The 23,154-nt window shown below is 45.4% G+C and carries 21 protein-coding genes; 10 read left to right on the top strand and 11 right to left on the bottom strand.

Annotation, left to right across the window (positions count from 1 at the left end; genetic code table 11):
* Positions 1 to 23: 23 nt before the first annotated feature.
* Complete coding sequence (locus ACO1R6_RS08655; protein WP_486263942.1) at positions 24 to 1,616, bottom strand: hypothetical protein; 1,593 nt, start codon at positions 1,614 to 1,616, stop codon at positions 24 to 26.
* A gap of 137 nt (positions 1,617 to 1,753) precedes the next feature.
* Between ACO1R6_RS08655 and gloA2 the strand changes: the two genes are divergently transcribed.
* The 4 genes from gloA2 to ACO1R6_RS08635 all read left to right on the top strand — a co-directional run bounded on the left by gloA2 (position 1,754) and on the right by ACO1R6_RS08635 (position 4,845).
* Positions 1,754 to 2,140 (top strand): SMU1112c/YaeR family gloxylase I-like metalloprotein, encoded by a 387-nt coding sequence (gene gloA2 / locus ACO1R6_RS08650; protein ID WP_486263941.1) that lies wholly within the window; start codon positions 1,754 to 1,756, stop codon positions 2,138 to 2,140.
* Positions 2,141 to 2,355: 215 nt separating this feature from the next.
* Entirely contained in the window at positions 2,356 to 4,032 is a 1,677-nt protein-coding gene (locus tag ACO1R6_RS08645; protein ID WP_486263940.1) for a dipeptidyl-peptidase 3 family protein, read from the top strand.
* Between the two features lie 134 nt (positions 4,033 to 4,166).
* Complete coding sequence (locus ACO1R6_RS08640) at positions 4,167 to 4,442, top strand: hypothetical protein (RefSeq protein WP_486263938.1); 276 nt, start codon at positions 4,167 to 4,169, stop codon at positions 4,440 to 4,442.
* Positions 4,443 to 4,584: 142 nt separating this feature from the next.
* The gene (locus tag ACO1R6_RS08635; protein WP_486263937.1) at positions 4,585 to 4,845 is read left to right on the top strand and encodes a hypothetical protein; all 261 of its coding nucleotides are present in this window, start codon (positions 4,585 to 4,587) and stop codon (positions 4,843 to 4,845) included.
* 71 nt (positions 4,846 to 4,916) lie between these two features.
* Here ACO1R6_RS08635 and ACO1R6_RS08630 read toward each other — a convergent pair whose 3' ends face one another.
* The 4 genes from ACO1R6_RS08630 to ACO1R6_RS08615 all read right to left on the bottom strand — a co-directional run bounded on the left by ACO1R6_RS08630 (position 4,917) and on the right by ACO1R6_RS08615 (position 6,666).
* Complete coding sequence (locus ACO1R6_RS08630; RefSeq protein WP_486263935.1) at positions 4,917 to 5,282, bottom strand: methylglyoxal synthase; 366 nt, start codon at positions 5,280 to 5,282, stop codon at positions 4,917 to 4,919.
* Positions 5,283 to 5,637: 355 nt separating this feature from the next.
* The gene (locus tag ACO1R6_RS08625; protein WP_486263934.1) at positions 5,638 to 5,883 is read right to left on the bottom strand and encodes a hypothetical protein; all 246 of its coding nucleotides are present in this window, start codon (positions 5,881 to 5,883) and stop codon (positions 5,638 to 5,640) included.
* Positions 5,884 to 5,925: 42 nt separating this feature from the next.
* Entirely contained in the window at positions 5,926 to 6,186 is a 261-nt protein-coding gene (locus ACO1R6_RS08620; protein ID WP_486263933.1) for a hypothetical protein, read from the bottom strand.
* Positions 6,187 to 6,345: 159 nt separating this feature from the next.
* On the bottom strand, positions 6,346 to 6,666 hold the full coding sequence (locus tag ACO1R6_RS08615; protein WP_486263931.1) for an Hsp20/alpha crystallin family protein: 321 nt from the start codon (positions 6,664 to 6,666) through the stop codon (positions 6,346 to 6,348).
* Between the two features lie 486 nt (positions 6,667 to 7,152).
* Here ACO1R6_RS08615 and ACO1R6_RS08610 point away from each other — a divergent pair, with 486 nt between their 5' ends.
* On the top strand, positions 7,153 to 7,920 hold the full coding sequence (locus tag ACO1R6_RS08610; RefSeq protein WP_486263928.1) for a hypothetical protein: 768 nt from the start codon (positions 7,153 to 7,155) through the stop codon (positions 7,918 to 7,920).
* Positions 7,921 to 8,062: 142 nt separating this feature from the next.
* Here ACO1R6_RS08610 and ACO1R6_RS08605 read toward each other — a convergent pair whose 3' ends face one another.
* Entirely contained in the window at positions 8,063 to 9,079 is a 1,017-nt protein-coding gene (locus ACO1R6_RS08605; protein WP_486263927.1) for an MBL fold metallo-hydrolase, read from the bottom strand.
* 115 nt (positions 9,080 to 9,194) lie between these two features.
* The gene (locus ACO1R6_RS08600) at positions 9,195 to 10,070 is read right to left on the bottom strand and encodes a M28 family peptidase (protein WP_486263925.1); all 876 of its coding nucleotides are present in this window, start codon (positions 10,068 to 10,070) and stop codon (positions 9,195 to 9,197) included.
* A 279-nt stretch (positions 10,071 to 10,349) separates the two neighbouring features.
* On the opposite strand from ACO1R6_RS08600, the gene ACO1R6_RS08595 reads away from it, so the two are divergent.
* Positions 10,350 to 11,141, top strand: coding sequence for an FRG domain-containing protein (locus ACO1R6_RS08595; RefSeq protein WP_486263924.1), 792 nt, complete (start codon positions 10,350 to 10,352; stop codon positions 11,139 to 11,141).
* A gap of 410 nt (positions 11,142 to 11,551) precedes the next feature.
* Here ACO1R6_RS08595 and ACO1R6_RS08590 read toward each other — a convergent pair whose 3' ends face one another.
* Positions 11,552 to 12,829: an erythromycin esterase family protein gene (locus ACO1R6_RS08590; RefSeq protein WP_486263923.1), complete on the bottom strand. Its 1,278-nt coding sequence runs from the start codon at positions 12,827 to 12,829 to the stop codon at positions 11,552 to 11,554.
* Between the two features lie 177 nt (positions 12,830 to 13,006).
* On the opposite strand from ACO1R6_RS08590, the gene ACO1R6_RS08585 reads away from it, so the two are divergent.
* Both ACO1R6_RS08585 and ACO1R6_RS08580 read left to right on the top strand, forming a co-directional pair.
* Positions 13,007 to 13,237, top strand: coding sequence for a hypothetical protein (locus tag ACO1R6_RS08585; RefSeq protein WP_486263921.1), 231 nt, complete (start codon positions 13,007 to 13,009; stop codon positions 13,235 to 13,237).
* A gap of 632 nt (positions 13,238 to 13,869) precedes the next feature.
* A complete protein-coding gene (locus ACO1R6_RS08580; RefSeq protein WP_486263919.1) occupies positions 13,870 to 14,766 on the top strand; it encodes a hypothetical protein in 897 nt (298 codons plus the stop codon).
* 42 nt (positions 14,767 to 14,808) lie between these two features.
* On the opposite strand, the gene ACO1R6_RS08575 is transcribed toward ACO1R6_RS08580, so the two are convergent.
* Both ACO1R6_RS08575 and ACO1R6_RS08570 read right to left on the bottom strand, forming a co-directional pair.
* Positions 14,809 to 17,166 (bottom strand): ABC transporter permease, encoded by a 2,358-nt coding sequence (locus tag ACO1R6_RS08575; RefSeq protein WP_486263918.1) that lies wholly within the window; start codon positions 17,164 to 17,166, stop codon positions 14,809 to 14,811.
* A 351-nt stretch (positions 17,167 to 17,517) separates the two neighbouring features.
* A complete protein-coding gene (locus ACO1R6_RS08570; protein ID WP_486263917.1) occupies positions 17,518 to 19,920 on the bottom strand; it encodes an ABC transporter permease in 2,403 nt (800 codons plus the stop codon).
* A 408-nt stretch (positions 19,921 to 20,328) separates the two neighbouring features.
* On the opposite strand from ACO1R6_RS08570, the gene ACO1R6_RS08565 reads away from it, so the two are divergent.
* Together ACO1R6_RS08565 and ACO1R6_RS08560 are read left to right on the top strand one after the other, a co-directional pair.
* The gene (locus ACO1R6_RS08565; RefSeq protein ID WP_486263916.1) at positions 20,329 to 20,778 is read left to right on the top strand and encodes a tellurite resistance TerB family protein; all 450 of its coding nucleotides are present in this window, start codon (positions 20,329 to 20,331) and stop codon (positions 20,776 to 20,778) included.
* 492 nt (positions 20,779 to 21,270) lie between these two features.
* A complete protein-coding gene (locus ACO1R6_RS08560; RefSeq protein WP_486263915.1) occupies positions 21,271 to 22,479 on the top strand; it encodes a serine hydrolase domain-containing protein in 1,209 nt (402 codons plus the stop codon).
* 386 nt (positions 22,480 to 22,865) lie between these two features.
* On the opposite strand, the gene ACO1R6_RS08555 is transcribed toward ACO1R6_RS08560, so the two are convergent.
* On the bottom strand, positions 22,866 to 23,154 hold a 289-nt coding region (locus tag ACO1R6_RS08555), incomplete at its 5' end, for a hypothetical protein (RefSeq protein ID WP_486263914.1).

Here is a 23,154-nt window from a genome sequence, read left to right as displayed (position 1 = left end):
GTATCGGTAAAATAATATTTCTATTAAAAACCTTCGCGGTCGTAATTATGCACGGCTAAATCTGGGGTGGTTTTGTTTTCGGTAGAAGCTCCCCCAATAATAGTATTACCCTTGTGGGTGTCGTACACCAGGGTCTTCTTGTTGCCACTGGTCACTTCAGAATAATCGGCAATGTAATCGGCCCCCAAACCTCCTACTATTTTTACTTTTATACCTTCTGGTACTTTACCGGTTAATACAAACTGATCGTTGCCGCCCAGGCCGTGCAAGGTAATATCTTTTGTTTCGGCAGGGGAAAAGGTGCGCTGGTAAAACATTGTACCTACAGTTTCGGCGGGCGTAAGCCGAAATACCCGCACCCGGGTGTACCCATTAGGCAAACGGTTTACCAGGAATTTTTCGGGCTCATCGGTACCCGGAACAACCACGTGTCTGGCCAGTAAACTATAATAATTTTCGGCCACCCGGACCAAAGCTCCCCGACGGCTTTTTAATTTGGCGGCTATATCGGGGCCCGAAATATGGTAAATGGGTAAGGGCAGTTCTTTTACAGCAGCATCAATAATTGAATCGGAAAGGCTGGCTTGTAGTTGCCGGGCCAGTTGCTGAAACTCCGGCAAAGTAACCTGATGCAGTGCCCGTTCGTCCAGAAAAGCAGCGTTAATGGCATAATCGGTAACATCGTGAAGGTGGTGATCAAAATGGCTAAACTTACGCATAGCAAAATTACGGGTAAGCAGCCAGGGAATTAACCCGTCCTGGTATTTGCTAAAAGCCTGATCGCGATCTTTGGGAATGGGTTTATAAACGGTATTTTTACCTTGCGGATAAGCGGCCCACATCCACTGGCCTTCGTGCCGGTCCCAATCGCCGATAAGTAAATCAAATAAGCGGCACCGGGCAAAAGCTAACTGGTCTATACGGTGACCAGGGTACCGGAAACGGTTATTTAACATTTCCAGGCTGTTCAGAATAGCGGTAGCGCCGGTAAAACGCGGATCGGTTATTGATTGCGCCGTAAATTTTTCTTCGAGCAAATCTAATTTATCGCCCATTTGCTGCCGGAAAGGCTGCATTTGCGGATCTTTGGCCGACACAAATACCACCCGCGGATTGGTATGGAAGATACCCGCAGCCTCGGCTAAAGGAGCTACCACCAGCGCCGCATACGGGTTAGAAGCGGCAATCTGATCGCGCAACAAATCGGCTACAAAAGTCTTTTGCCAGAACGGCGGCAATATTTTAATCGGGTCTTTATCGAGGGAGCGTACCACCCAGGTTTGGCCATTGGCGGCCGTTAGGCTTAAGCTCACGGTTTGCATACCACCGCCCAGTTTGCCCACCTGCAGCCCGCCTTCAGTTGTTTTTAAGTCCAGCACGGGTGCTTTAACCGGTGTAGCCCAAACCGAGCGGTAATGATCACCAAGGAAAAAGCGCCCTAGCCAACCGCGGCGGTAATGCCGGCCGGCACTGGCCCAGACATAACCCGGCTCTTGGGCACTAACTACCGGTTGCGGTCCGGCGTGGGGCTGGGTATTGCCCGAAAAGAAAAATGCTTTAATTAAAATAAGCAACAGTAAACCCAATAATACATAAAATAGTATTTTTTTACTCATGCGTGGTGCGGCATTCCTCTTCCGTTTACCTAATATTTTGTTTAAAGTTTAAGTACGTTTAATTTATGGCCTTGGGTAAATATAAAATAAGTACTTTGGTACCATTCGTTTTAAAAATTACCTCTAAATAAGAAACCATGCACCTTACCCGCATCCACCACATTGCTATCATTTGTGCCGATTATGCTGCTTCTAAGGCGTTTTACGTAGATATTTTGGGGCTACAGGTGTTGCAGGAAACGTACCGGGCCGAGCGGCAATCGTACAAACTGGATTTAGCCCTGAATAATCTGTATCAGATAGAATTATTTTCGTTTCCGGAGCCGCCGCCCCGCCTGAGCCAACCCGAAGCCCGGGGTTTGCGGCACCTGGCTTTTGCCGTAACCGATTTAGACGCCGCCGTAGCCGAATTATCCCAAAAGCAAGTGGCCACCGAACCCATCCGGACCGATGCCCTCACCGGCAAACGCTTTACTTTTTTCCAGGACCCCGATGGCTTACCGCTGGAACTGTACGAAGTTTAAAATAATATTAGGCCGGAACATTCTGGCTGAATTGCTTTTTAAACCAGCACCAGCTAACCACATTTATATTTATTACAGAATATTTTGGCTCTTGTTAATGACCGGTGCGTAAAGTTTTAAGTAATCTAAAATATTAAATAAATTTCAGCGTCTTTTGGTTTTATAAACCTAAAAACCAATAGCTTTTTTTTATTTAACGCAGACACATCTAAACTATGGAAATAAAATATTGGGTATTGCTGGCAGCTGGCAGCCTGTGCCTGGCCAACTGCACCAACGGCAAAAAATCAGAAAAAAACACCGAACAAGCTACAACGGCTACATCGCAAGTGTTGGAGAACGGGGTACCCCTGCACGCCCGCCTGAATAAGTACGAAGAGGTAAGCTTAACCACCGACCTGAATAAATTAACCGCCCAGGAAAAGCAAATAATTCCCTTGCTGATTCAGGTAGCCCAAATAATGGACGATATTTTCTGGTACGAGGCCTACGGTAACCGCGACTCTTTGCTGGCCACTATAAAAGACGGAGCTACCCGCCGGTTCGTGCAGATAAATTATGGCCCCTGGGACCGGCTGGATAACAATACCCCTTTTCTGGTGGGCGTAGGCCCCAAGCCCGAAACGGCTAACTTTTACCCGGCCGATATGACCAAAGCTGAATTTGAAAAGGCCAGTTTAAAAGATAAAAAAAGTCAGTATACCCTGCTGCGCCGGGACGCCAAGGGCCAATTAATAACCGTACCTTACCACGTGCAGTTTAAACCGCAGGTAGAAAAAGCTGCGGCCCTGCTGCGCCAGGCCGCTACCTTGGCCGAAGACGCCGGTTTACAAAAATACCTGAACCTGCGCGCCGAAGCCTTGCTTACCGATAATTACCAACCCAGCGACTTAGCCTGGATGGACATGAAAACCAATAGCCTAGACTTTGTGGTGGGCCCCATTGAGGTTTACGAAGACAAGTTGTTTAACTACAAAGCCGCTCACGAAGCTTACGTATTGGTAAAAGACCAGGAATGGAGTAAGCGCCTGTCGCGGTATGCCGCCTTTTTGCCCGAATTGCAGCGTGGCCTGCCGGTTCCCGAAAAATATAAAAAAGAAAAACCCGGCACCGACTCCGATTTAAACGCGTACGATGTAATTTATTACGCCGGCGATTGTAATGCCGGCAGCAAAACCATTGCCATTAATTTACCCAACGACGAAGAAGTACAACTGAAAAAAGGTACGCGGCGGCTGCAGTTAAAAAATGCTATGCGGGCCAAATTCGATAAAATAATGCAGCCTGTAGCCAATACATTAATTGCCCCCGACCAGCGGCAGCACGTAACGTTTGATGCTTTTTTTGCGACTACCATGTTTCATGAAGTGGCCCACGGCCTGGGCATTAAAAACGTTGTAAACGGGCAGGGCACCGTACGCGAAGCCTTAAAAGAAAAAGGCTCGGCCTTAGAAGAAGGCAAAGCCGATATTTTGGGTTTGTACATGATAAACCAACTGCACCAGAAAGGCGAAATCCAGGGCGATATAAAAGATTATTACACTACTTTTCTGGCCGGTATTTTCCGGTCGGTGCGGTTTGGGGCGGCCAGCGCCCACGGCCAGGCCAATATGGTGCGGTTTAACTTTTTTGCGCAACAAGGCGCTTTTGAACGCGATGCCCAAACCGGTACTTACCGCGTAAACTTTGCCAAAATGCAAACCGCCATGAACCTGCTATCGGAGAAAATATTAACCCTCCAGGGCAACGGCGATTACCAGGGGGTAAGCCAATTATTAGCAGAACAAGGCAAAATAGATAACCAATTGCAAGCCGACCTGGACCGGTTAAGCCAGGCCAATATTCCGGTGGATATTGTGTTTCGGCAGGGCACCAAGGAGTTGGGTTTGTAGCCCGGTTTAAGCCGACAGTTGGGGTGCCCGCAGAGCAAAAAATAAGGCAAATTTAAAGCTGCTTCGCTTTTCTATAAATATTTTTCGTATAAATCAGATATTTAATATTTTTCATTAAAACTTACAAAACAATTATGGCAAACAATGCGCAATATTCCGGTATTTCTTCTGAGGTATTTAACCAACTACGTTCTAAACTGGCTGGCTTTGGCATAAACATGACCGGCAACAGCGGCCGCATTTCTGAAAAAGGCGTTTCGGCGGAATATAATTACGACGAAGCGACCCAAACCTTGGCGGTAAATAATGTAAAAGTGGGGTTTCCGGCCAGCATGATGTACAGCTCCGACAAAATACTTAACCAGATTTCGCAGGAGGTTCGCAACGCCGGCGGCACAGTACAAGCGTAAATGCCGGTAATTTATTATTTGGCTTAAAAATCCTTAGCCTTGATTCGGGGTTTTACGTATAGCAAGTTCTGCTGGGCGCACCATCAGTTGTGCCAACGGCATTTTAGCTTAAAATAACCAGAAAATTAATCAACTTAAAATTATGGATCAGGCAAATAATTCACTTGTACAACCTCAGGACTTATCGCGGGCCTTTGAGAACGCTATTCACGTTTTTAAAGATGGCCGGCACGATAAATTACCAGAACTGCTGCAAGATACCGGCCACTTGCTCATGAAAGCAAGTAAAAAGTTATCGCCTAAGCAATTGGTTTTAGCAGTAGCCGCAGTAGCCGTAGTAGCTATTTTTGTAGTAGCCCGGATTGAGGATAACGACAACGACGTACACACCCAAGCGGCTTAAGGCGCATAAACCTTACAAAAACCTCGGCTTAAAAAACAAGGCCGAGGTTTTTTTATGCCCGGATTAAAACGTTAGTCGCGTTCCAGAATAATATAATCGGCAGAAGCGCGGTTTAAAGCAATCGGCACGTTGTTGATTACCGCCGTACGAATGAGCGTTTGAATATCGTGCTCATGGCCGTGCGGGCTTTCTGAATCAATAAAAAATATTACTTTTTGTACTTTGCCCTTCAGGATGCGGGCCGCCAGTAAAATATCACCGCCGCTGGGCCCGTGGCCAAAGGGCTTTACCTCTAACCCCAGTAAATTATTTATTAATTTGGCTGTATTAGAGGTTCCTATCAGTTCGTAATGCCGCAATATTTCCTGGTGTTCTTTGGCCCATTCCAGCAAATCGTTTTTCTTGGCGTTGTGAGCAATTAATGCAATGGTTTTCATGTGCGGGTCAGTCGTATTTGTAAAATCAAACAGGCAAAATATTGGTTACAATAAGCTTTTAGTCGGGTCGGTACTGGTTTAAAGTAACTTATTGCCCCTACCGGCAAACATAATGCTTTTTCTTTTATTCCGCAGGAATATTGAACCGCCTCACCGCTGGCTCCCTCTATCAGACAAATTGGTTTAGGGGTTAAGCAGAAATTAAAAAGCCCGGGCAAAACCCAGGCTTAAACAAGATTATTATCTTACTGCTAAAGTAAAGCGGCTTTAAATTCTGCTTAAAACAAACTGCAGGTTAAAAATTACGGCTATTTGCTACAGCCCCTATTTATTCTTTTAACCGGCAGTAAAAGCGTTAAATAACCTTCAGGTGAATGGTTTCGAGGTAAGGCTCCAGCGATGGCTTACCGCTAAGCACCCGAATTAACCCTACGGTTTGGTCGTTGTGCAAATACCAAACCTCTACGTAAAATTTGTGAAACCAATACAGTTCTATTTTGCACCAGCCCTTAAGGCGATAATGAATGTAATTACCATGACTGCGTAAAATAGCTACTTGTTCGGCGGTTGTTAATACTTTAAATTCTTCCTGTGCCAGCATATCTACCTGCTCTTAAAAAACTATGCTTGCACCTACGAATTATTAATTCAAACAGATACTAAAAATTTCGAAACGGTCCGAAGCAAAACTCCAATGCGAAGGCGATGGGTGAATCTCCTCTCCGTTCGCATCAAGTATAGTAACGGCAAAACCCTCGCTGTTATTTAAAGATTCGGTATAATGTTTTACCTGATAAATGCGGCCTTCTTCTATCCACTCCTGCGGTTCGAAGGCGGGCAATGAATCGTCGATGCACTGGGCATAAACGACCATGTACTTGGGTGGGAATATCAAATTTACCATACTCTTTAAACTCCTTTAATATTAAAATTGTTCCGGCCCGCGCCGGTAATGCCTTAAACCAGTATATTGGGGGAATAAACTTATACCGGGCTTCTTTCTAAAGTAAATAAAAAAGGGCCACTTTTCATAGCCCTTCTCTTAAAAATTTTTATTCTGCTTTTAAAACTTTTTAATCTGAATAGCCTGCCGCTTAATCATCCGGTCTTCGGCAAAAGGTAAATTTACCTGTAATTGCCCGTTTTGGTAAACCGCCTCAATCTGGTCTACGGCTACGTGAAAAGGTATTGGAATTACCTGCGCAAATAACGGAAAATTAACGGTATGCGGGTTGGCTTCGCTTTCTTCTGGTTGCGGCAAAGTAGCATAAACCACCAGCTTATCGTACTCTACCAGCACCTGCATGGCGTCGGGGCTTACCGATGGTGCCATTATTTTTACCACCACCTTATCTGCTTTGTTTACAACCTTTACTTGCGCCATGCTAATACCCCCCGAAAGCGTATTAAGCTGGTCTATATATTGGCCGAAGCTCTTAACTATTTTTTTATTTTTTATGATATTCATCGTAGTTTCCCTTCTATCTTTCTGGTTTTACTTATGCAAACCTTATACCAAAATTAGTTTGCCTTAGATTGGACCTTTATCTGACTAATACTCCGCCAAAATGACACACCCTACTTAAACCTTTTAAAACATTACAATAAATCGGTTTATATAATACTGATTATCAAACGCTATTATTTTTAAACCCATTCAATAATACCATTACACTCCCGATATTTTGGCAGAAATCAAGAAATAAATCAGAATAAATAACCATGGGTGCCAACCCCGTTCTGGATTAAGCCGCCACCTAACCTAAAGAAACTTAATACGGGTTAGCTTAACTCTCTTAAACTCTTTTCGTAAACAAGGCCAAAGGTTTTAATCTTAATTAAATCTTATTTAGAACAAAAACTTAAGACTATGGATTCGAACAGAAATTATCCGGAGGACAGACACTATCCGGAAGGCGGCAGCCGACGGAACTTAGAAGAAAACCAACGGGTTGGCCGTGATATATACCGGTCGCGGGGCGACCAGCAATGGAATGAACAGTACCGCAGTGGCCAAAGTCACCACAACCGGAACGAAGGGTACGGGCCAGACCAAACCCATTATGGCTCTCAGCCGGATAGTGCTTACCGCGACCCTAACCGTATAAACTACGGCGATAACCAGCAGTACAACCAAAACCAACGCCCTAACCAGAACCAGCAATGGGATCGGGATTCGCGGTATAATCAAAATTACCGGGGCCAGCAAAATAGAGACAACGCCAACGATAGAGATAACCGCCGTTTTGACGACCCACCGCGCGGCGACCACGGAGGCACCCGTTTTTGGGGTGAGCGCGAAGAATTTAAACAAGACGACTACCGGTATACCAGTGGCAACCGGGGCACCTGGCATACGCCCGGCACCGACGATGACGATGACTACAACAACCGGTACCGTAACCGCAATTACCGCCAACAAGACCAGAATAACAGTTTCTTCGACCGAATGAGCGAACGCATTGACAACACCTGGGATCGCTTAACCGGTAAAGACCACGATAACGACCGTAACCAAGATCATGACCGTAACCGGCACCCGCAAAACCGTAACTTTAACCAGGGCTACGAATCGGGCCCCAGGTGGGCCGATGAAGATGACCGCCGGGAACGGTACAACCGCCACGATGATTATTAATAATTAGGTTTTAGTAACTAGTTTTTAGTAGTTAGCTTTTAGTAGTTAATGCGGCTAACTCTAATGCTACAAATAAAAAAGAGAAGCCGGTAAAATTACCGGCTTCTCTTTTTTGGGTGGTTTTATTCTACTATACCAAAGCTTAAAAACGTGCGATACCGGCTAAAAAGCTTTTATCGATAAAATCGAGGGTATTATTTCTTCGGCGAATAGCCAAAACTGCCATTCCCGCCAAGGTTACTAACCCAACGCCTACCATTATTTTAGGTAGCGGATCGGGTACCGGTGGTGGCAAAGAAATTACGCCGGTTTCGTCGGCTTCGGCGGGTTGTTTTACGTACCGGCCCTGGGGCGGCAATACGCGCTCATCAAACTCCCGGAATAATAATTGGAGCTGATCTAATAATTCTTCGCCGTACATGGGCAGCCCGTGGCCGGTAGCCGCTATTTTGGGCCGCAGCAACAATAATCGTTCTATAGAGCGTTTGGCAGCTTCCCAGTTAGGGGTATAATAAGCCGGTGGCCCGTGTACTTCCTGCTTTTGGGTCATTACAGCCAGCATAGATTCTTGTTTAACCGTAACAAAGGCATCACCGGCAATTAGCAAATGGTCCTGATCCCGGAAAAGCGAAATATGCCCTGCCGAGTGACCCGGCGTATGTAAAAAAGTCCAGGCGGGTAAGTGCGGTACGGAGCCATCGTGCGGCAGTTCGTGCACGTAACGCCTGATATCAATGGGTTTGTTGGGGTAAATCCGCGACATAAAAGCCAGTGCGCCACCACCTACCGTTGGGTCTGGCGGCGGATAAGAAGACCGGCCGGTTAAATACGGTAATTCCAGTAAATGGGCATACACCGGCACATCCCAATCTACCAAAAGGTCTTGTAAAGCACCTACGTGGTCGAAATGGCCGTGCGTAAGAATAATGGCCCGGGGTTTAGTGCCTTTACCGTACAATTTTTCGGCGGCTCGTTTAATCCGGTTAGCCGAGCCCGGCAAACCGGCATCTATAAGTACCCAACCGCCGGTAATATTTTCCGGATCGTTTACCAGGTACACGTTTACCATTACTATCTGCAAACAACTAACGCCGGGAGCAACGTTTAAAAAGTCGTTCCGCTTCAGGTTCTGATAGATTGCTTTTGTGCTACGCTGCATATTTTAAAAGGTATAAATTAGTATATTGGGTAGTACCAACAAGCACTACATTAAAGTAGCGTACGCACTTATATTCAGATTAGTTTATGTAAATCCAGAAGAAAAAAACCAAAGGTTAAAAATGCAGGATTGCCCGGTATACGCCTTTAACCACCTCGGCCATTTTATCGAAATTTAAGGTCTCAATGGTATCGGTGGGCTGATGGTAATTGGGATTACGGAAGAAAGCAGTATTCGTAATCATAACGGCCGGGTAGTTATATTGCCAGTAATTGAGGTGGTCGGAGAAATCGACGCCCGGCACCGAGGCTGGTGCCGTAAGCGACTGCACATCTATCTGGCCGCCTTCCTGCATATACTTTTTCAGATGCTTTACCAACTTGCCCTGCCCCATATTGCCTACCACCGAAATAAAATCGCCTTTGTTGGGGTAAATGGCTTTTAAGGCCGCTACCGGGTACCGTTGCGAACCCTTTTCTTCGGAATAATACCCAATCATTTCCAGGCAAATCATGCCCTTTAGTTTTACACCGGCCTCGGCCAAAGACTTGGCGTGTACCGCACTGCCCATTTGTTCGGTTTTAAAATATGGCGGTTCTTCTAAAGTAAAAGCCACAAAATCTACCCGGTATTTTAAATTATTTTCCTGCGCTTTTACCAAACGGGCAATCTCCAGCAGCCCCGCTACGCCACTGGCATTATCGTCGGCGCCGGGCTGGTCGCCGCACACATCATAATGGGCGCCCACCACAATCCGTTCGCCGGTTTCCGGGCCCATACTGCAAATAATATTTTTATATTCGTTGCCGTTGGCTTTAAACGTTTGGTACGTTACACGGGGCGATATTTTTTCGAATTCGGCAAAAATATAAGCGGCACTTTTATTTAGAGAAGTTAAATTAAACGCATGGCGTGGTGGCTCCAGCTCGGTCAGAAATTTCACGTCGGCGTACAGCCGGTCTTTATTTACTTGTATGTCCACTTGGTGCATAGCTTTGTTTAATAATGGCTCATAAAAACACACCGACAGTATATACCCTATTGCCAGTGCTCCCAGTAAAAACCCGAATCCTGTTTTAAACATTAACCTGTTTTTTTAAGCTTGTGTAATGGGCGGGCATTTGATTTTAGCTTACGCAATCCCATTCGTTTGTTTGGTTATACCCCGTATTTACGTATAAACATAAGGTTATTTTACGTACAAACCACCAACATCATCCTTCATAACAACCGTATAAAGCCACTACACTACAATTGCTAAACAGGGTATATGGAGCACAAAAATGATATTGTGGTAAAAACTTGGGAGGAGTTGCAAAATGCATTATTTCATAACTCCTGGGATCAGCGCATTAACCGTTTCCGGTCGCCGTACATTTACCGGGGCATGTGGAATTGTAAGTATAATTTGCAAACCAGCCTGATACGCTTAGGCGGCGACTATAGCAAACTGGAACATCATTTACTCCGCAACTTCCGGAAATACGCCCACGAAGATGCCTCGCCAGGCCACTCTATCTGGAACTGGTTGGCCGTGGCCCAACACCATGGCTTACCTACCCGCCTCCTCGACTGGACCTATTCGCCGTACGTGGCCTTGCATTTTGCTACCGCCGATTTCCGGAACTACGATACCGATGCCGCTATCTGGTGCGTAAACTATGTAAAATCAAACCAATATATTCCGGAATTGTTACAGGAAGCGCTCCGCAACGAAGGCTCTAACGTATTTACCCCCGAAATACTGGAACCCATCTGTTCTTCTTTAAAAGAGTTAGAATCTTTTCAGGAAGAGGATTTTGTTTTGTTTCTGGAGCCGCCCTCACTCGACGAACGCATTGTGCACCAATACGCTTTATTTTCCATGATGTCGAACCCGCGGGCCGTACTAAGCGACTGGTTACAAGAGCATCCTGATTTATTTTTCCGGATTGTTATTCCTTCGCACTTAAAATGGGAAATACGCGACAAACTAGACCAGGTAAATATTACCGAGCGCGTACTCTTTCCAGGCCTGGCGGGTTTAAGCCAATGGCTGCGCCGCCATTATACAACTACTTGATTATTTGTATGCGTATTTAACGTTTGTCTTTTGAAAGGTTCTATCTTTCTAGGCGGTGGAGCTAACCGTAAGCTGCTGCCTAAGTTTGCTCCCGGCCGCGGGGCCCCGTTTGGCCAGTCGGGCTGTTAAGCCCTCCTGCCCTCCGGCGTCGGAATGCCTCGTTCCTCGGCACCGGAATTCTTAAAGGCCCTCCCTGCCCAAACTGCGATAATTGCCTGTAGCCACCTTTATTCTGGTTGTAAATTAATGGTTATTTGTTAATAGCTCCTTGTACTTATAACACCTATTCACTACAACGGGTTAGCGGCTGAAGATGCATTAGCCGGGCTCCCCGCCTATTTTAGGAGGGGTCGGGGGTGGTAAATTCTACCCAACTAACAACTAATAACTAACATTTCAACCATTCAATTCTACTCTGCCCAGGGGTATAGCTCGGGTGGTTGGGTGTGGTCCTGGTAAATGGCCAATGGGTGCAGGGCCTGGGTGGTTTCAAGGTAAATAAAGGCATCGTAGCGGTACGGGATTACAGTGGGCACGTAGTTACCGAAACGCTCGCGGCGTGGGTGGTACACAACGCCAATAGCCCGGTGCCCAATTGTATTTTCGAGCTCTTTTACCTGACGCAGGTCTTTTGAAAAAATAAGTTTGTTATTGGGGCTTATTTCGTGCAGCATGTGCTCCCAGGTGCCCGGCGGCGCGGCCGGCACTTCCATTTTCTCCATGGGTTCGCCCCATTCATCGGCCGCGATAACCGACCCTTTGTAAGAGCCAAAACCCACGATAAATACATTTTTTTCGCCAAACTGCTCACGCGCCAGCTGCCCTACGTTTACCATTCCGGCACGGGCCATATCGGTGTAACGGGCGTCGCCTACGTGGGTGTTGTGCTCCCAGATAATAGCTTTGGAATCGGGGCCGTGTAAATCCAACAGGCGGGTAAGGGTTTCCATCATGTGTCGGTCGCGCACGTTCCAGGAGCTGCCCCCGCCTCTAATCATGGCCCGGTAATAGCGCTCGGCATTTACGGCTACCAAAGCATTCTGCTCCGCATCAAAATCCGATTCTTTAACCGTACCGCTGCCCAAAGTTTTGGTACGTAAGGTATGCAGCATGTTTACTACTTCGTCTTCGCAGTCCTGCGATACAAAAGCAACGGCGCGGGCATACTCCTGCGGATCTTCACTATAGGGTTCAAAACACCGGAAAGCCTTGCGGGCCGCCGTAATAGCAGCACTATCTTTTTGTTCTAAGTAATGCAATATTTCCTGCAAAGAATCCCAGAGGCTGTACACATCCAGGCCGTAAAAACCTACTTTCTCGTTTTCGGGTTTGGTAGCGTTGTGCTGCTTTAGCCAGTCGGTAAGCGCGGCTACTTCCCAGTTGCCCCACATCCAGGTGGGCCAGCGGTTGTAAGTTTGTAAAACCTGTAACGATGTTGCCTCTGCCGGACCGTGACCTTTAATAAAATTATTCACTTCAAAACAATCGGGCCAGTCGCCTTCTACCGAAATAAAATTAAAGCCTTTTTCCTGGATTAAGCGCTTGGAGATGGCCGTGCGCCAAGTGTAATATTCGGAGGTGCCGTGCGAGGCTTCGCCGAGTAAAACAATGCGGGCATCGCCAATTTCCTGGAGCAATAAATCTAAGTCTTGGGTGCGTTGCAGCGGATGATGGGGAATATTTGCCATAACAGATACTTTTGTTAAAACACCTTACTGGTATTTATGTACGTTATCGGCGGCTTTGGTTGCATTTACTAGTACCACCTCCTGGCTAATAATTATAACAATGGCAACACTTTTCCCGAAAGCAGTCGTAAAAGACAATCTGTAAAGCAGATTAAAAACACTTTAAGCACAAAAGCTATGCAAACAGAAGATAATAAACCACAAGGCTCGCAAAAAGAAGCCGAAGATAACAGCACCGAAGGCCTGACGAATAAATCGGCGGAGGAACAAGCCAGTTTTAAACAAGGTGGCCAGCAACGGGGCAATAGCCAGGGTGGCCAGGGCGGTAACCAAACCAGCCACGGCGACGAAAATCCCCGCCACGACGAAGGCACGGAATTAAGCGAATTTGCCCGCGAAGACAGCTAATTAGTTGTTCCAGATAAAAGCAGAAGGTCCGGTATAGCTTAGTTAATAGGCTTTACCGGACCTTTAATATTTTAAAAATATTAATTTGCAATAATTATTTCCCTCCTGCTAATGCTGTTAAGTTTTTTATAAACAACAAAACAGCATTACGCTCTATAATCCTATCTGGCAACATAAATAATTCATCTTTATTAATTAAAGAGATTAACTGCTTAATCAATATTTTTATTCATAGCCCTCTTGTATTCAAATATTCAAACAGCAGGTAAACGGTACGCACATTGCCCAAGAAAAATTAAGAATACAACGGGCCAAAAACCGTTTTGACCCACTAATTAATATTTAGCGGGCGTTTGATAAAAAAATAAAGCTAAATAGATCGAACATTTTTATGGAATATTCCTATTATAAAGTCATTTAAAAAGGCGAGAATATTTTTCTTTCCGCTTAAACAAACGCTGCTTCCAGATTAACGGACAAATATTTAATAGGCCTTTATTCTGGTTATTTATAACTAACTCACATTATTTTTAATTACAACTACCGGGTCTTTCTGGCGAGGCAAAAAGCCGGAATAAATAGTGCTTAAGGTTTTAGAATAATTTGGTTTTTATCATATCAAAAAATGTACAATGAAACATTTATTCTGGTATCTGCTCCCCTGGCTCTTGTTGGTGGGCGCCTGCTCTAAAAGTAAAGACGTAAAAGTACTTTATCCCTCTAAACTACAAGTCGGAAACCTGGAATATAAATTCCATTACAACCACGACCGGCTATACAGTATTACCTCGGTGCATAAAAATATTCACGGAACATTTACTTACACCTACTATGATGATTATTTTAAAGAACCCGACCACCCCTCTAAAAATGAAATTTTTGAAATGAGCTATGCTCCCGACAAAAATATTACCGGCTGGGACAGCCGTGATTCTGTAATTAGTAAGCAGGTTATGTACCAGGGAGATCTTGCTACTGGCCTAATTTTGCGGGAACATCAAAATGTATATTTCTACAGAAAAATGACTTCTACCCAAGACAATTCAAACGATCTTGTACGGCATACATACAACAAAGAAAATCAGCTTGTAGAATCGGGGTATTATACTTTAAACCGAGCTTATGACCCAATAGACACCGTAGGAATATTAACCAAACGAATAACGTATGGCTATGATAAAGAAAAGCTGGTTAAAGTCTCTTATTTACCGCCTAATATTGCCCAACCGTACCTGGTAATAGAAGTTGCCTACGACAATAAGCCAGGCTTCCTGAGAAATATTCCGGCCGAAGCCAGGTTTCTGCCTTTGGAATTGCCTTACCGGAAGCACAATATTGTTAGCTATAAAGTTACCGATGGCCAGGGTAAACTCCGGAAAGACTTATCGTATACCTGCACTTATACGTATAACCGCAACAATTACCCCAACACATTTACGCCTAAAATGCTTAACGGGCAGCAAATAAAGGGCTATATAGTTTATAATACCAAATCTCAAAGCGCCTCCAACGTAGCTTTAGCGAGATAAATTTAGACTGCGGCACCAATAATTTTGCCCCACAAATATTATTTACTCGCTCCGCAAAGATTTTACCGGGTTAGCGATAGCCGCCCGAATGGCCTGCGCCCCTACTGTGCACAAAGCAATGAGCAAGGTAGTTACAGCGGCAAAGGCAAAAACCCAGGGCTCAATATCTACCCGGTAAGCAAAATTTTGCAGCCACTGCCGCATCAGGTACCAACCCAAGGGCCAAGAAATAAAATTGGCGGCTAAAACCAGTTTTAAAAAATCTTTCGACAGCATGGTTATAATACCGCCCGACGAGGCACCTAGAACTTTGCGGATACTGATTTCTTTGGTGCGCTGCTCGGCGGTAAATAAAGCCAGGCCAAACAAACCCAAACACGAAATAATAATGGCAATGCCGGCAAAATATTTGGTAAGCTTACCTACCATGGTTTCGCTTTGGTAGCGATCCTGGAAAGCCTCGTCTAAAAACCGGTAAGCCGATGCATAGTCGGGGCTGTATTTTTTGGCTACCGCCTGAATGGCCGCTAAAGTAACCGGTAAATTATGACTGTTTACTTTTATAAGCGCCGGCGAAACGTACTGCGGATTTAAAACCAAGATGAGCGGCCCAATGGGGCGATGCAACGATTGCAGGTGGTAATCTTTCATGACCCCAATAATACGGCCTTTGCCTTTCCAGAAGGTTATTTCCTGGTGCAAAGGTTTATCCATTTGCATCATGCGGGCGGCGGCCTCGTTAATAATATAATTGGCGGTGTCGGTGGTTAAGGCTTCCGAAAAATCGCGGCCTTCTTTTAACCGGATATTCATGGTTTGGATAAAATCATAACCCACGTTTAACGCTGCCACCGAAGCCCCGTCTTTGGGTTTGCCTGGCCATTCAATATCACTGGAGGCACTGCCTACATCTAAGGGGTTACCGCTGCTAGCGGTAACGCTGCTTACGCCGGATATTTGGGTTAAATCGTGTTTAAACGCTTTAAAATGGTCGAGTAAATCTTTATCAAGGTTAAGCATTACCACATTGTCGCGGTTTATGCCCAGGTTCTTACTTTTAATAAAAGCTATTTGCCGGTAAATAACCAGCATGCCAATGATTAAAATAATGGAAAGCATAAACTGAAAAATAACCAAGCCTTGCCGCAGCAAAATGGCCCGGGGCTTAAATTTTAAAGTCCCTTTTAGCACCACCACCGGCTTAAGCGACGATAAAAACAAAGCCGGGTAACTGCCCGATAAAATGCCGGTAAGCACCGCCGTAATTAACAGCAGCGATAAAAAAGAAGATTGCCAGAAATGAACCGTAATATTTTTACCGGTAAACTGGTTAAAAAAAGGCATACACTGGTCGATGAGCAACACGGCAAAAAACATGGCAATAAAAGCCACCAAAATAGACTCGCCTAAAAACTGCCCGATTAAATGCCCCGGCGTAGCGCCAATAACTTTGCGTACGCCCACTTCTTTGGCCCGGTGCGCCGAGCGGGCCGTAGACAAATTCATGAAGTTGATGCTGGCAATAATTAAAATAAAAACCGCTACTACCGAGAATAAATTAACGTACTCAATCCGGCCACCGGCCTGCTTGCCGTTGGTAAACTCCGAGTATAAATACATCTCCCGGAAAGGCTGCAAAAACAATTCGTCTTTCTGTGAATCGGGTTCAGGGCTATATTTTTTGAGCAGGTTTTTCAGTTTGGCCTCTACTTGCTCCCGCGAAGCATCGGGCCGGAGGGTAATATAGGTTTTAAGGTTGAAGTTGCGCCAGATAAAATGATCGTTCCGGGATCTTTCGTAAAACTCCAGGGGTAGTACAAAGTCTACCTGCATAGAAGAATTTTGGGGCATATTGTACATAACCCCTGTTACCCGGAAATTACCCGCTTCTTTTATGCGAATAATTTTACCCACAGGGTTTTGCCGGCCAAAATATTTCTGTGCCAGGTTTTCAGAGATAACAATGGCATCGGGCGCCTGTAATACCTTTTTAGGATGGCCTTGTTTTAGCGGAAAAGAAAACATCTCGAAAAAATTGGCACTAACGTGCCAGCCGGCATTTTCCTGGTTTATTTTGTGCCCCACTTTAAACAAACCACCGGCATTATAATCGATCTTAACAATTTGGTCTATTTCGGGAATGGCTTTTTTCAGCACGGTACTGAGCGGGCCAGGCGTATTGGTACTGGTTTTAATTTCGCCCCAATGTAAATTAGCGAGTATCCGGTACAGGTAAGGTCCGTTCTTATGAAATTGGTCAAAGCTCCGCTCATCTTGTACCCACAACATCAGCAATATGCTGCAAGTCATGCCCAGGGCCAAACCAAAAATATTGATAAACGAAAAGGATTTGTACTGCAGCAGGTTCCGGATAGCTATTTTAAGATAGTTGTACAACATGGGGTTCGGAAACAGGCTTTACAAGTAAAATTTATTTAATACGGCTACTGCAGGTTAAAATGAGGCGTGTTTTATAACTGATTAAAATTACAAAATTTCTTATTTAATCTATATAAACTACATGTGAATAATTTTTTAAGATCCAGCTTAGTTCTTTTCATGATCCTGGTTTATCGAAACAGCTAAGTCTATTTTTATATAACTTTAGCATAACCTACTACAGACTCAGGAAAAGGCTCTTTAAACGCACTTACCAGTTGATACTAGCTATCTAAAATATTAATCGGGTTTATTAATTCTGGCTTTTACCTATCTAAGGCCCGTTTGGCATTACTTACGCCAGGAATATTGCTATTCGCTCCGCAACGATTTTACCGGGTTGGCTACGGCAGCTTTTAAGGCATGTAAGCTAATGGTTAATAAGGCAATAAATAATGCCACCAAAGCCGCCAGGCCAAAAGTCCACCAGGTAATAGGCGTACGGTAGGCAAAATCCTGGAGCCACTGGTGCATGCCGTACCAGGCAATGGGCCAGGCAATAATATTGGCCAGCAACACCAGTTTGGCAAAATCTTTCGAGAGCATAACCAGAATATTGGTTACCGAAGCCCCCATTACCTTGCGAATACCAATTTCTTTGGTGCGTTGCTCGGTGGTAAAAGAAGCCAAACCAAACAAACCCAAACAGGCAATAAAAATAGCCAAGCCGGCAAATACGCTAAATATACGGCCCAACTGCATTTCGGCCTGGTATTGGTTTTGCAGGGTGTCGTCCATAAAAGCAAAGCTAAACGGGTGTTTGGGCTCAATGGTCTGCCATTTTCTTTCTAGCTGCGTTAAAATATTATTAGTTTCCTGCCCCTGGAAACGCACCAGTAAAAACCCTGTCCGGTTGCGGCTAATGGTTAAAACCATGGGTTCTACTTTCTGGTGCAGCGACTGAAAATTAAAATCTTTTACCACCCCTACCACGGTATTTCCCAGCGAATCGGGGCCGCCGTAACTTACTTTTTTGCCCAGCGCCTCCGTTGCCGATTGCCAGCCGAAAGCCGCTACCGCCGCCTCGTTTAGCATAACGGTGCGCAAGGTATCAGTCACAAATTTTCTATCTAAAAACCGGCCGGCGGCCAGTTCCAGGTGCATGGTGGGGGCAAAGTCAAAATCGGCGGGCAATACATACCCAATCACCGACTCATTCGTGCGGCCTTCGCCAAAACGCCGCATTGGGGTCCGGAACCAACTGTCGCCGGCCGGGATAGAGGCCGCCAGCGAAGCCTGCTGCACCCCCGCCACCTGCAACACCTCTTCTTTAAAATGGCGGCTATTTTGGCGGTTTTGGTTGCCGGGCAGGTTTACAATTAATAATTGGTCCTGGTTAAAGCCCAGGCGTTGGTTTTGCACGTACAACATTTGCTTATACACCACAGCCGTGCCTACAATCATACCAATAGAAATGGCAAACTGCAGCACCACCAAACTTTTGCGCAGCCCGGCTCCTTGGGCATTCCCCACTAGTTTGCCTTTAAGTACCTGTATGGGCCGGAAACCCGATAAATAAAATGCCGGGTACAAACCGGCTATTAAACCGGCAAATAAAGTTAAGGTTATAAGCCCCAGCACTACGCTTAGGTTTTGGGTATAATTAATCTGGATATATTTGCCGGAGAGTTGGTTAAAAGCCGGCAGGCATAAGTGCAGCATAACAATGGCCAGCACCAAAGCAACCCCGGCCAGCACCAGCGACTCGCTTAAAAACTGCCGGATTAATTGTTTGCGGGTAGCCCCGATAACTTTGCGTACGCCTACTTCGCGCGAGCGGGTTTGCGAGCGGGCCGTAGCCAGGTTCATAAAATTAATACAGGCGAGTAAAATAATAAAAATAGCCAGCGCCGAAAACAAATAAACGTTGTTAATATCGCTCACCGGCCCCGGCTCGCCGCCGTAATTTGGGTTTAGGTGCACATCTAACAGCGGCTGTATGTGCAAAGCGGGTGGTGCCGAACCGCCGGCTGGCGTTGGTTGGTATTTTTTTACAAAACCAGGGAGTTTAGCCGCAAAAGCCGGAGCATTAAAGTTATTATTTACCAGCAGGTAAGACGTAACGCCGTAATTATACCAGGCATTTAAAAAATCGCGGCCAAACAACCGCATGGGGATCAGGTAAGCAGGCCGAATTTGGGTATTAAGGGGTATTTCGGCCAACACGCCGGTAACTTTAAGGCTATACGGCGACTGCACCTCCAGCTCCATTATTTTGCCGATGGGGTTCTCGGTACCAAAGTATTTACGGGCTATTTCCTGGCTGATAACAATAGGATTGGGCTCGCTTAAAGCCGTTTTGGGATTACCGGCCACCAATGGGTAATCAAACACTTCAAACAACGTAGAATCGGCAAAAAAGCCGCCGCTTTCGTACATGGTTTGGTTTCCGTAACGCATTAAATCGTTGCCGCTGGTCTGGAGCAAACGCACAAATTGTTTTACTTCGGGATAATCTTGTTTTAGCTGCGGCGCCATTGGTGGCGCAGTAATGGCCATATTTTCGGTTACGCCGTTGTTGTTTAACGCAATGGTGAGCCGGTAAATAGTAGCTGCCTGCCGGTGGTTCTGCTCAAAACTTAGCTCATCTTGTACATACAGCAGCATAAACATGCAACAAGTTATACCTACCGCCAGCCCAATAATATTGATAAATGAATACCCTTTGTGCCGGAGCAGGTTACGGACGGAAATCTTAAAGTAATTTTTCAGCATCTTAAACCAGGATTATAAAGACAAACCATAAATTACAGGTAGCTTGGGCGGTGCAACCAAAAGCAAACAGCATAATTCTTTACCAGAATAAGCGGCTTTAAAACTTTCTTCATTTTAAATGCCATTTATATATATTATTACAAACCAGATATTTACAAAAAAACAATTAAACAAATAAAGGTAATTTGTCCGGTTTTGATACAACTGTTTGTTCGGTAATATAACAAACTTAATTTAAGAAAAAAGACCGTACTTGCGGGCTGCAAATAACCGGCTGGGCAACTAATTTGCCGGCAAAACAAATAATTTAAAGATTTAGGTATTATTTTGCATTGCCAAAGCCAGAAACTAGGGTAAGCGCAGGAGATTTAAAATAAACGGCCACAACTAAAAAATATATTTAAGCTGATGAGTATATTTGATAAAACCTATAAATCTACCCTGGTGGCTTATTCGCCGCAGAATGAGCAGGAAGCCTGGCTAGCCATTATGCACGCCTGCATTGCCGTAGACGACGATGTAGCCGATGCCGAACTGGAAGAACTGGCGCAAATACTGGCTTGTAAAGATTTGTTTGAAGGCCACGATGTGCGCGCCTACTACAAAAATGTTTTGTACGCCCATGCCCAAATTGGCAGCAAGCGCCTCATAGATAACAGCGTAGACGCGGTATCGCCGGAAAACAAAGCCAATCTTTTTGCCATAACAATTGAGTTACTGCTCGCTGACGGTAAAATTGCCGATAAAGAAGAAGAACTGATTACGTACCTCTACTCGGCCCTAGACCTGGATACCGATATTGCCAAAAATATAATCCAGACTTTTTTAAATAAAATCCGCGAGAATCCGGGTACGTAAAATATTACCGCCAATCTACTAGCCATACCCAATAGTTATAAGCATATACTATACTTTTATACTTTTACACTTTTCATGTTGTTATTTTTGTTAGCGTAGCTTTGTTATGGGTAGAGTTAGCGTCGCGCTCTCCGCACAACATAAGGCCAATATTTAGAAAAATGATGCTTGTGGTGTCAGGAAAACAGCTGATAGCTGGCCTAACCTATGGGCCAATCCTTAATTAAATAAACTTAAAACTACCTAACCCGCTATTTAAGGTCTTGCTAAAGAATCTGCCCACCTAAGTAAAAAATATTCTTCAGCCACCAAAACTTAAAATATTCACTTACAAATATTTACCACCTGTTTACCTGGCTTTAGTAAGATTAACGCAGACCAATCCTGGTCTTAGGTGCCGGAAAAACCTGAATTAAATCTCCCGATTTCCGGAAAAATTGCTTTAATTAGATAAATTCTTTTTTCTGCGTACCATTTTTATTCATGGCATCCATGAAAATATTTCTTTCTTCGCTTCGGACTTTTTGGGTAGTGGGTTTGTGCTGGTTGGTTTCATGTTCCCAATCTTCTACTTCTGAACAGGCAGAGGAGGCTGCCGCAGCAGCGTACCCGCAGTTTGATAAAATAGTAGCCCTGGTTAACCCCGAAAGAGCCAAAAAACAAGAACAACAACTAGATTCTTTATTCAAAAACCTCCATAAAACCAGAGGCTTTAACGGCACCGTGCTGGTAACCCAATACAACCAGGTGCTGTACAAAGGCGCTTTTGGCTACGCCGATTTTGGCAAAAAAGACACTTTAACCACGCAACAGCCTTTTCAGTTGGCCTCGGTGAGTAAGCAATTTACCGCCATGGCTATTATGATGCTGCAGGAAGCCGGTTATTTAAATTACAACGACGAAATACAACGCTTTTTCCCAGATTTCCCGTACGAGTGTATTACCATCCGGCACTTACTTACGCACCGCTCGGGCTTGCCCAATTACACCTATTTTACTGAGCAATACTGGCCCGACCGCAAAGCTTTTATCAGCAACGAAGAAGTTATCCGGCTCATGACCCAGCACAAGCCGCCCGTGTACTACCAACCCGATAAACGGTTTAATTACAGCAATACGGGCTATTTACTCCTGGCCGCCATTGTTGCCAAAGCCTCGGGTAAGCCTTTTCATGAGTTTGTAGAGCAGCATATATTCCGGCCGTTGGGCATGAAAAACAGTTGGGTACTCACCGACAAACAAACCGAAATTCCGGCTGGCTATACGGCCCGTCGGCGCAAAAGGGAAATTGATTTTCTGGATGGCGTACAGGGCGATAAAGGCATTTACTCTACCGTAGAAGATTTATATAAATGGGACCAAGCCTTGTACACCGAACAACTGGTAAAACGGGAAACGCTGGAAGAAGCATTTGTAGGCTCAGAAAAAGAAGCTAAAAAAGAAGATTACGGTTTTGGCTGGCGCCTCCGAAAACTTGCCGACTCCGAGCCGGTGGAGTACCACGGCGGCTTGTGGCACGGGTTTAATAATTATTTTATGCGCAACCGCAAAGACCACAGCGCCATCATTGTACTTAGCAATGTAACCAATGGCAGTTTGGCAGTTTCTTTAAACCGATTGCAGCCGGCCATATCATCCTGCTGGCCTGTAGCTTTGGAATGTACTGCGTCGACAGCAGGGCCATTTTCATCATATCGATGAGCCTGCTTAGCTTGGGCGCAACAGTCGTTACGCCATACCTCGTAGCAACGGCTACAAAAATTGATGCTACGGGGCGAGGGGCAGCAATCTCCGGATCGGTAAGCAATCTTGGTTATGCTGCCGGTCCCGCGGTTGCGGGTATGGCATTAAAAGCAGGCAGTCTACCGGCGGTAGGATGGTTGTCGGCGGCTGCGCTGATGATCGGTCTAACAGCCATATGCGGCGTGCTTCGAAAGAGCGTCGGAACGCGGAAAATCATCCCTTTGGAAGGTTAAGAGAGTCGTCCCGAACCTTGGCGAGTTGCGAGCGGTTTGCTGACGCAATATACGACTGCCTTTGTTCATGGAGGGCGCCTTGGACGCCCAACGTGTGCTGCGTGGAAGAAGTTATATGTGCACGCGCTTGCGGCGAGATGATGAGTTCTTGCCGTGATGGCTACCAGCTTCACTCGGATACGAGGAGAGCGCCACGCACGCCAATTCGACGTCTGCCATCAATTTTTTGGAGTCTTCTTGTGCGAACCACGAGACGGTAATCCCGTCAATCAACATTAGACTGAGGCGCGAGAGTGCGTCGAGCGTCTTTGCATCGGGTGTTGGTTCAGATGTCTTAAGTCTTTCGCGCGTGCTTTCGAGCGACAGTCGATACGTGTCAATTGCCAATTTCGGCTGATGG

This window comes from Adhaeribacter sp. (genome assembly GCF_057359045.1).
This window is presented reverse-complemented; position numbering and strand designations above follow the sequence as displayed.

What these genes read in the sequence shown, in the direction of transcription:
- ACO1R6_RS08645 (WP_486263940.1), top strand. Translation starts at nt 2,356, where the DNA reads ATGGAAATAAAATATTGGGTATTGCTGGCAGCTGGCAGCCTGTGCCTG.
- ACO1R6_RS08655 (WP_486263942.1), bottom strand. Translation starts at nt 1,616, where the DNA reads ATGAGTAAAAAAATACTATTTTATGTATTATTGGGTTTACTGTTGCTT.
- gloA2 (WP_486263941.1), top strand. Translation starts at nt 1,754, where the DNA reads ATGCACCTTACCCGCATCCACCACATTGCTATCATTTGTGCCGATTAT.
- ACO1R6_RS08630 (WP_486263935.1), bottom strand. Translation starts at nt 5,282, where the DNA reads ATGAAAACCATTGCATTAATTGCTCACAACGCCAAGAAAAACGATTTG.
- ACO1R6_RS08570 (WP_486263917.1), bottom strand. Translation starts at nt 19,920, where the DNA reads ATGCTGAAAAATTACTTTAAGATTTCCGTCCGTAACCTGCTCCGGCAC.
- ACO1R6_RS08565 (WP_486263916.1), top strand. Translation starts at nt 20,329, where the DNA reads ATGAGTATATTTGATAAAACCTATAAATCTACCCTGGTGGCTTATTCG.
- ACO1R6_RS08595 (WP_486263924.1), top strand. Translation starts at nt 10,350, where the DNA reads ATGGAGCACAAAAATGATATTGTGGTAAAAACTTGGGAGGAGTTGCAA.
- ACO1R6_RS08575 (WP_486263918.1), bottom strand. Translation starts at nt 17,166, where the DNA reads ATGTTGTACAACTATCTTAAAATAGCTATCCGGAACCTGCTGCAGTAC.
- ACO1R6_RS08640 (WP_486263938.1), top strand. Translation starts at nt 4,167, where the DNA reads ATGGCAAACAATGCGCAATATTCCGGTATTTCTTCTGAGGTATTTAAC.
- ACO1R6_RS08610 (WP_486263928.1), top strand. Translation starts at nt 7,153, where the DNA reads ATGGATTCGAACAGAAATTATCCGGAGGACAGACACTATCCGGAAGGC.
- ACO1R6_RS08585 (WP_486263921.1), top strand. Translation starts at nt 13,007, where the DNA reads ATGCAAACAGAAGATAATAAACCACAAGGCTCGCAAAAAGAAGCCGAA.
- ACO1R6_RS08600 (WP_486263925.1), bottom strand. Translation starts at nt 10,070, where the DNA reads ATGCACCAAGTGGACATACAAGTAAATAAAGACCGGCTGTACGCCGAC.
- ACO1R6_RS08635 (WP_486263937.1), top strand. Translation starts at nt 4,585, where the DNA reads ATGGATCAGGCAAATAATTCACTTGTACAACCTCAGGACTTATCGCGG.
- ACO1R6_RS08560 (WP_486263915.1), top strand. Translation starts at nt 21,271, where the DNA reads ATGAAAATATTTCTTTCTTCGCTTCGGACTTTTTGGGTAGTGGGTTTG.
- ACO1R6_RS08615 (WP_486263931.1), bottom strand. Translation starts at nt 6,666, where the DNA reads ATGGCGCAAGTAAAGGTTGTAAACAAAGCAGATAAGGTGGTGGTAAAA.
- ACO1R6_RS08580 (WP_486263919.1), top strand. Translation starts at nt 13,870, where the DNA reads ATGAAACATTTATTCTGGTATCTGCTCCCCTGGCTCTTGTTGGTGGGC.
- ACO1R6_RS08590 (WP_486263923.1), bottom strand. Translation starts at nt 12,829, where the DNA reads ATGGCAAATATTCCCCATCATCCGCTGCAACGCACCCAAGACTTAGAT.
- ACO1R6_RS08625 (WP_486263934.1), bottom strand. Translation starts at nt 5,883, where the DNA reads ATGCTGGCACAGGAAGAATTTAAAGTATTAACAACCGCCGAACAAGTA.
- ACO1R6_RS08620 (WP_486263933.1), bottom strand. Translation starts at nt 6,186, where the DNA reads ATGGTAAATTTGATATTCCCACCCAAGTACATGGTCGTTTATGCCCAG.
- ACO1R6_RS08605 (WP_486263927.1), bottom strand. Translation starts at nt 9,079, where the DNA reads ATGCAGCGTAGCACAAAAGCAATCTATCAGAACCTGAAGCGGAACGAC.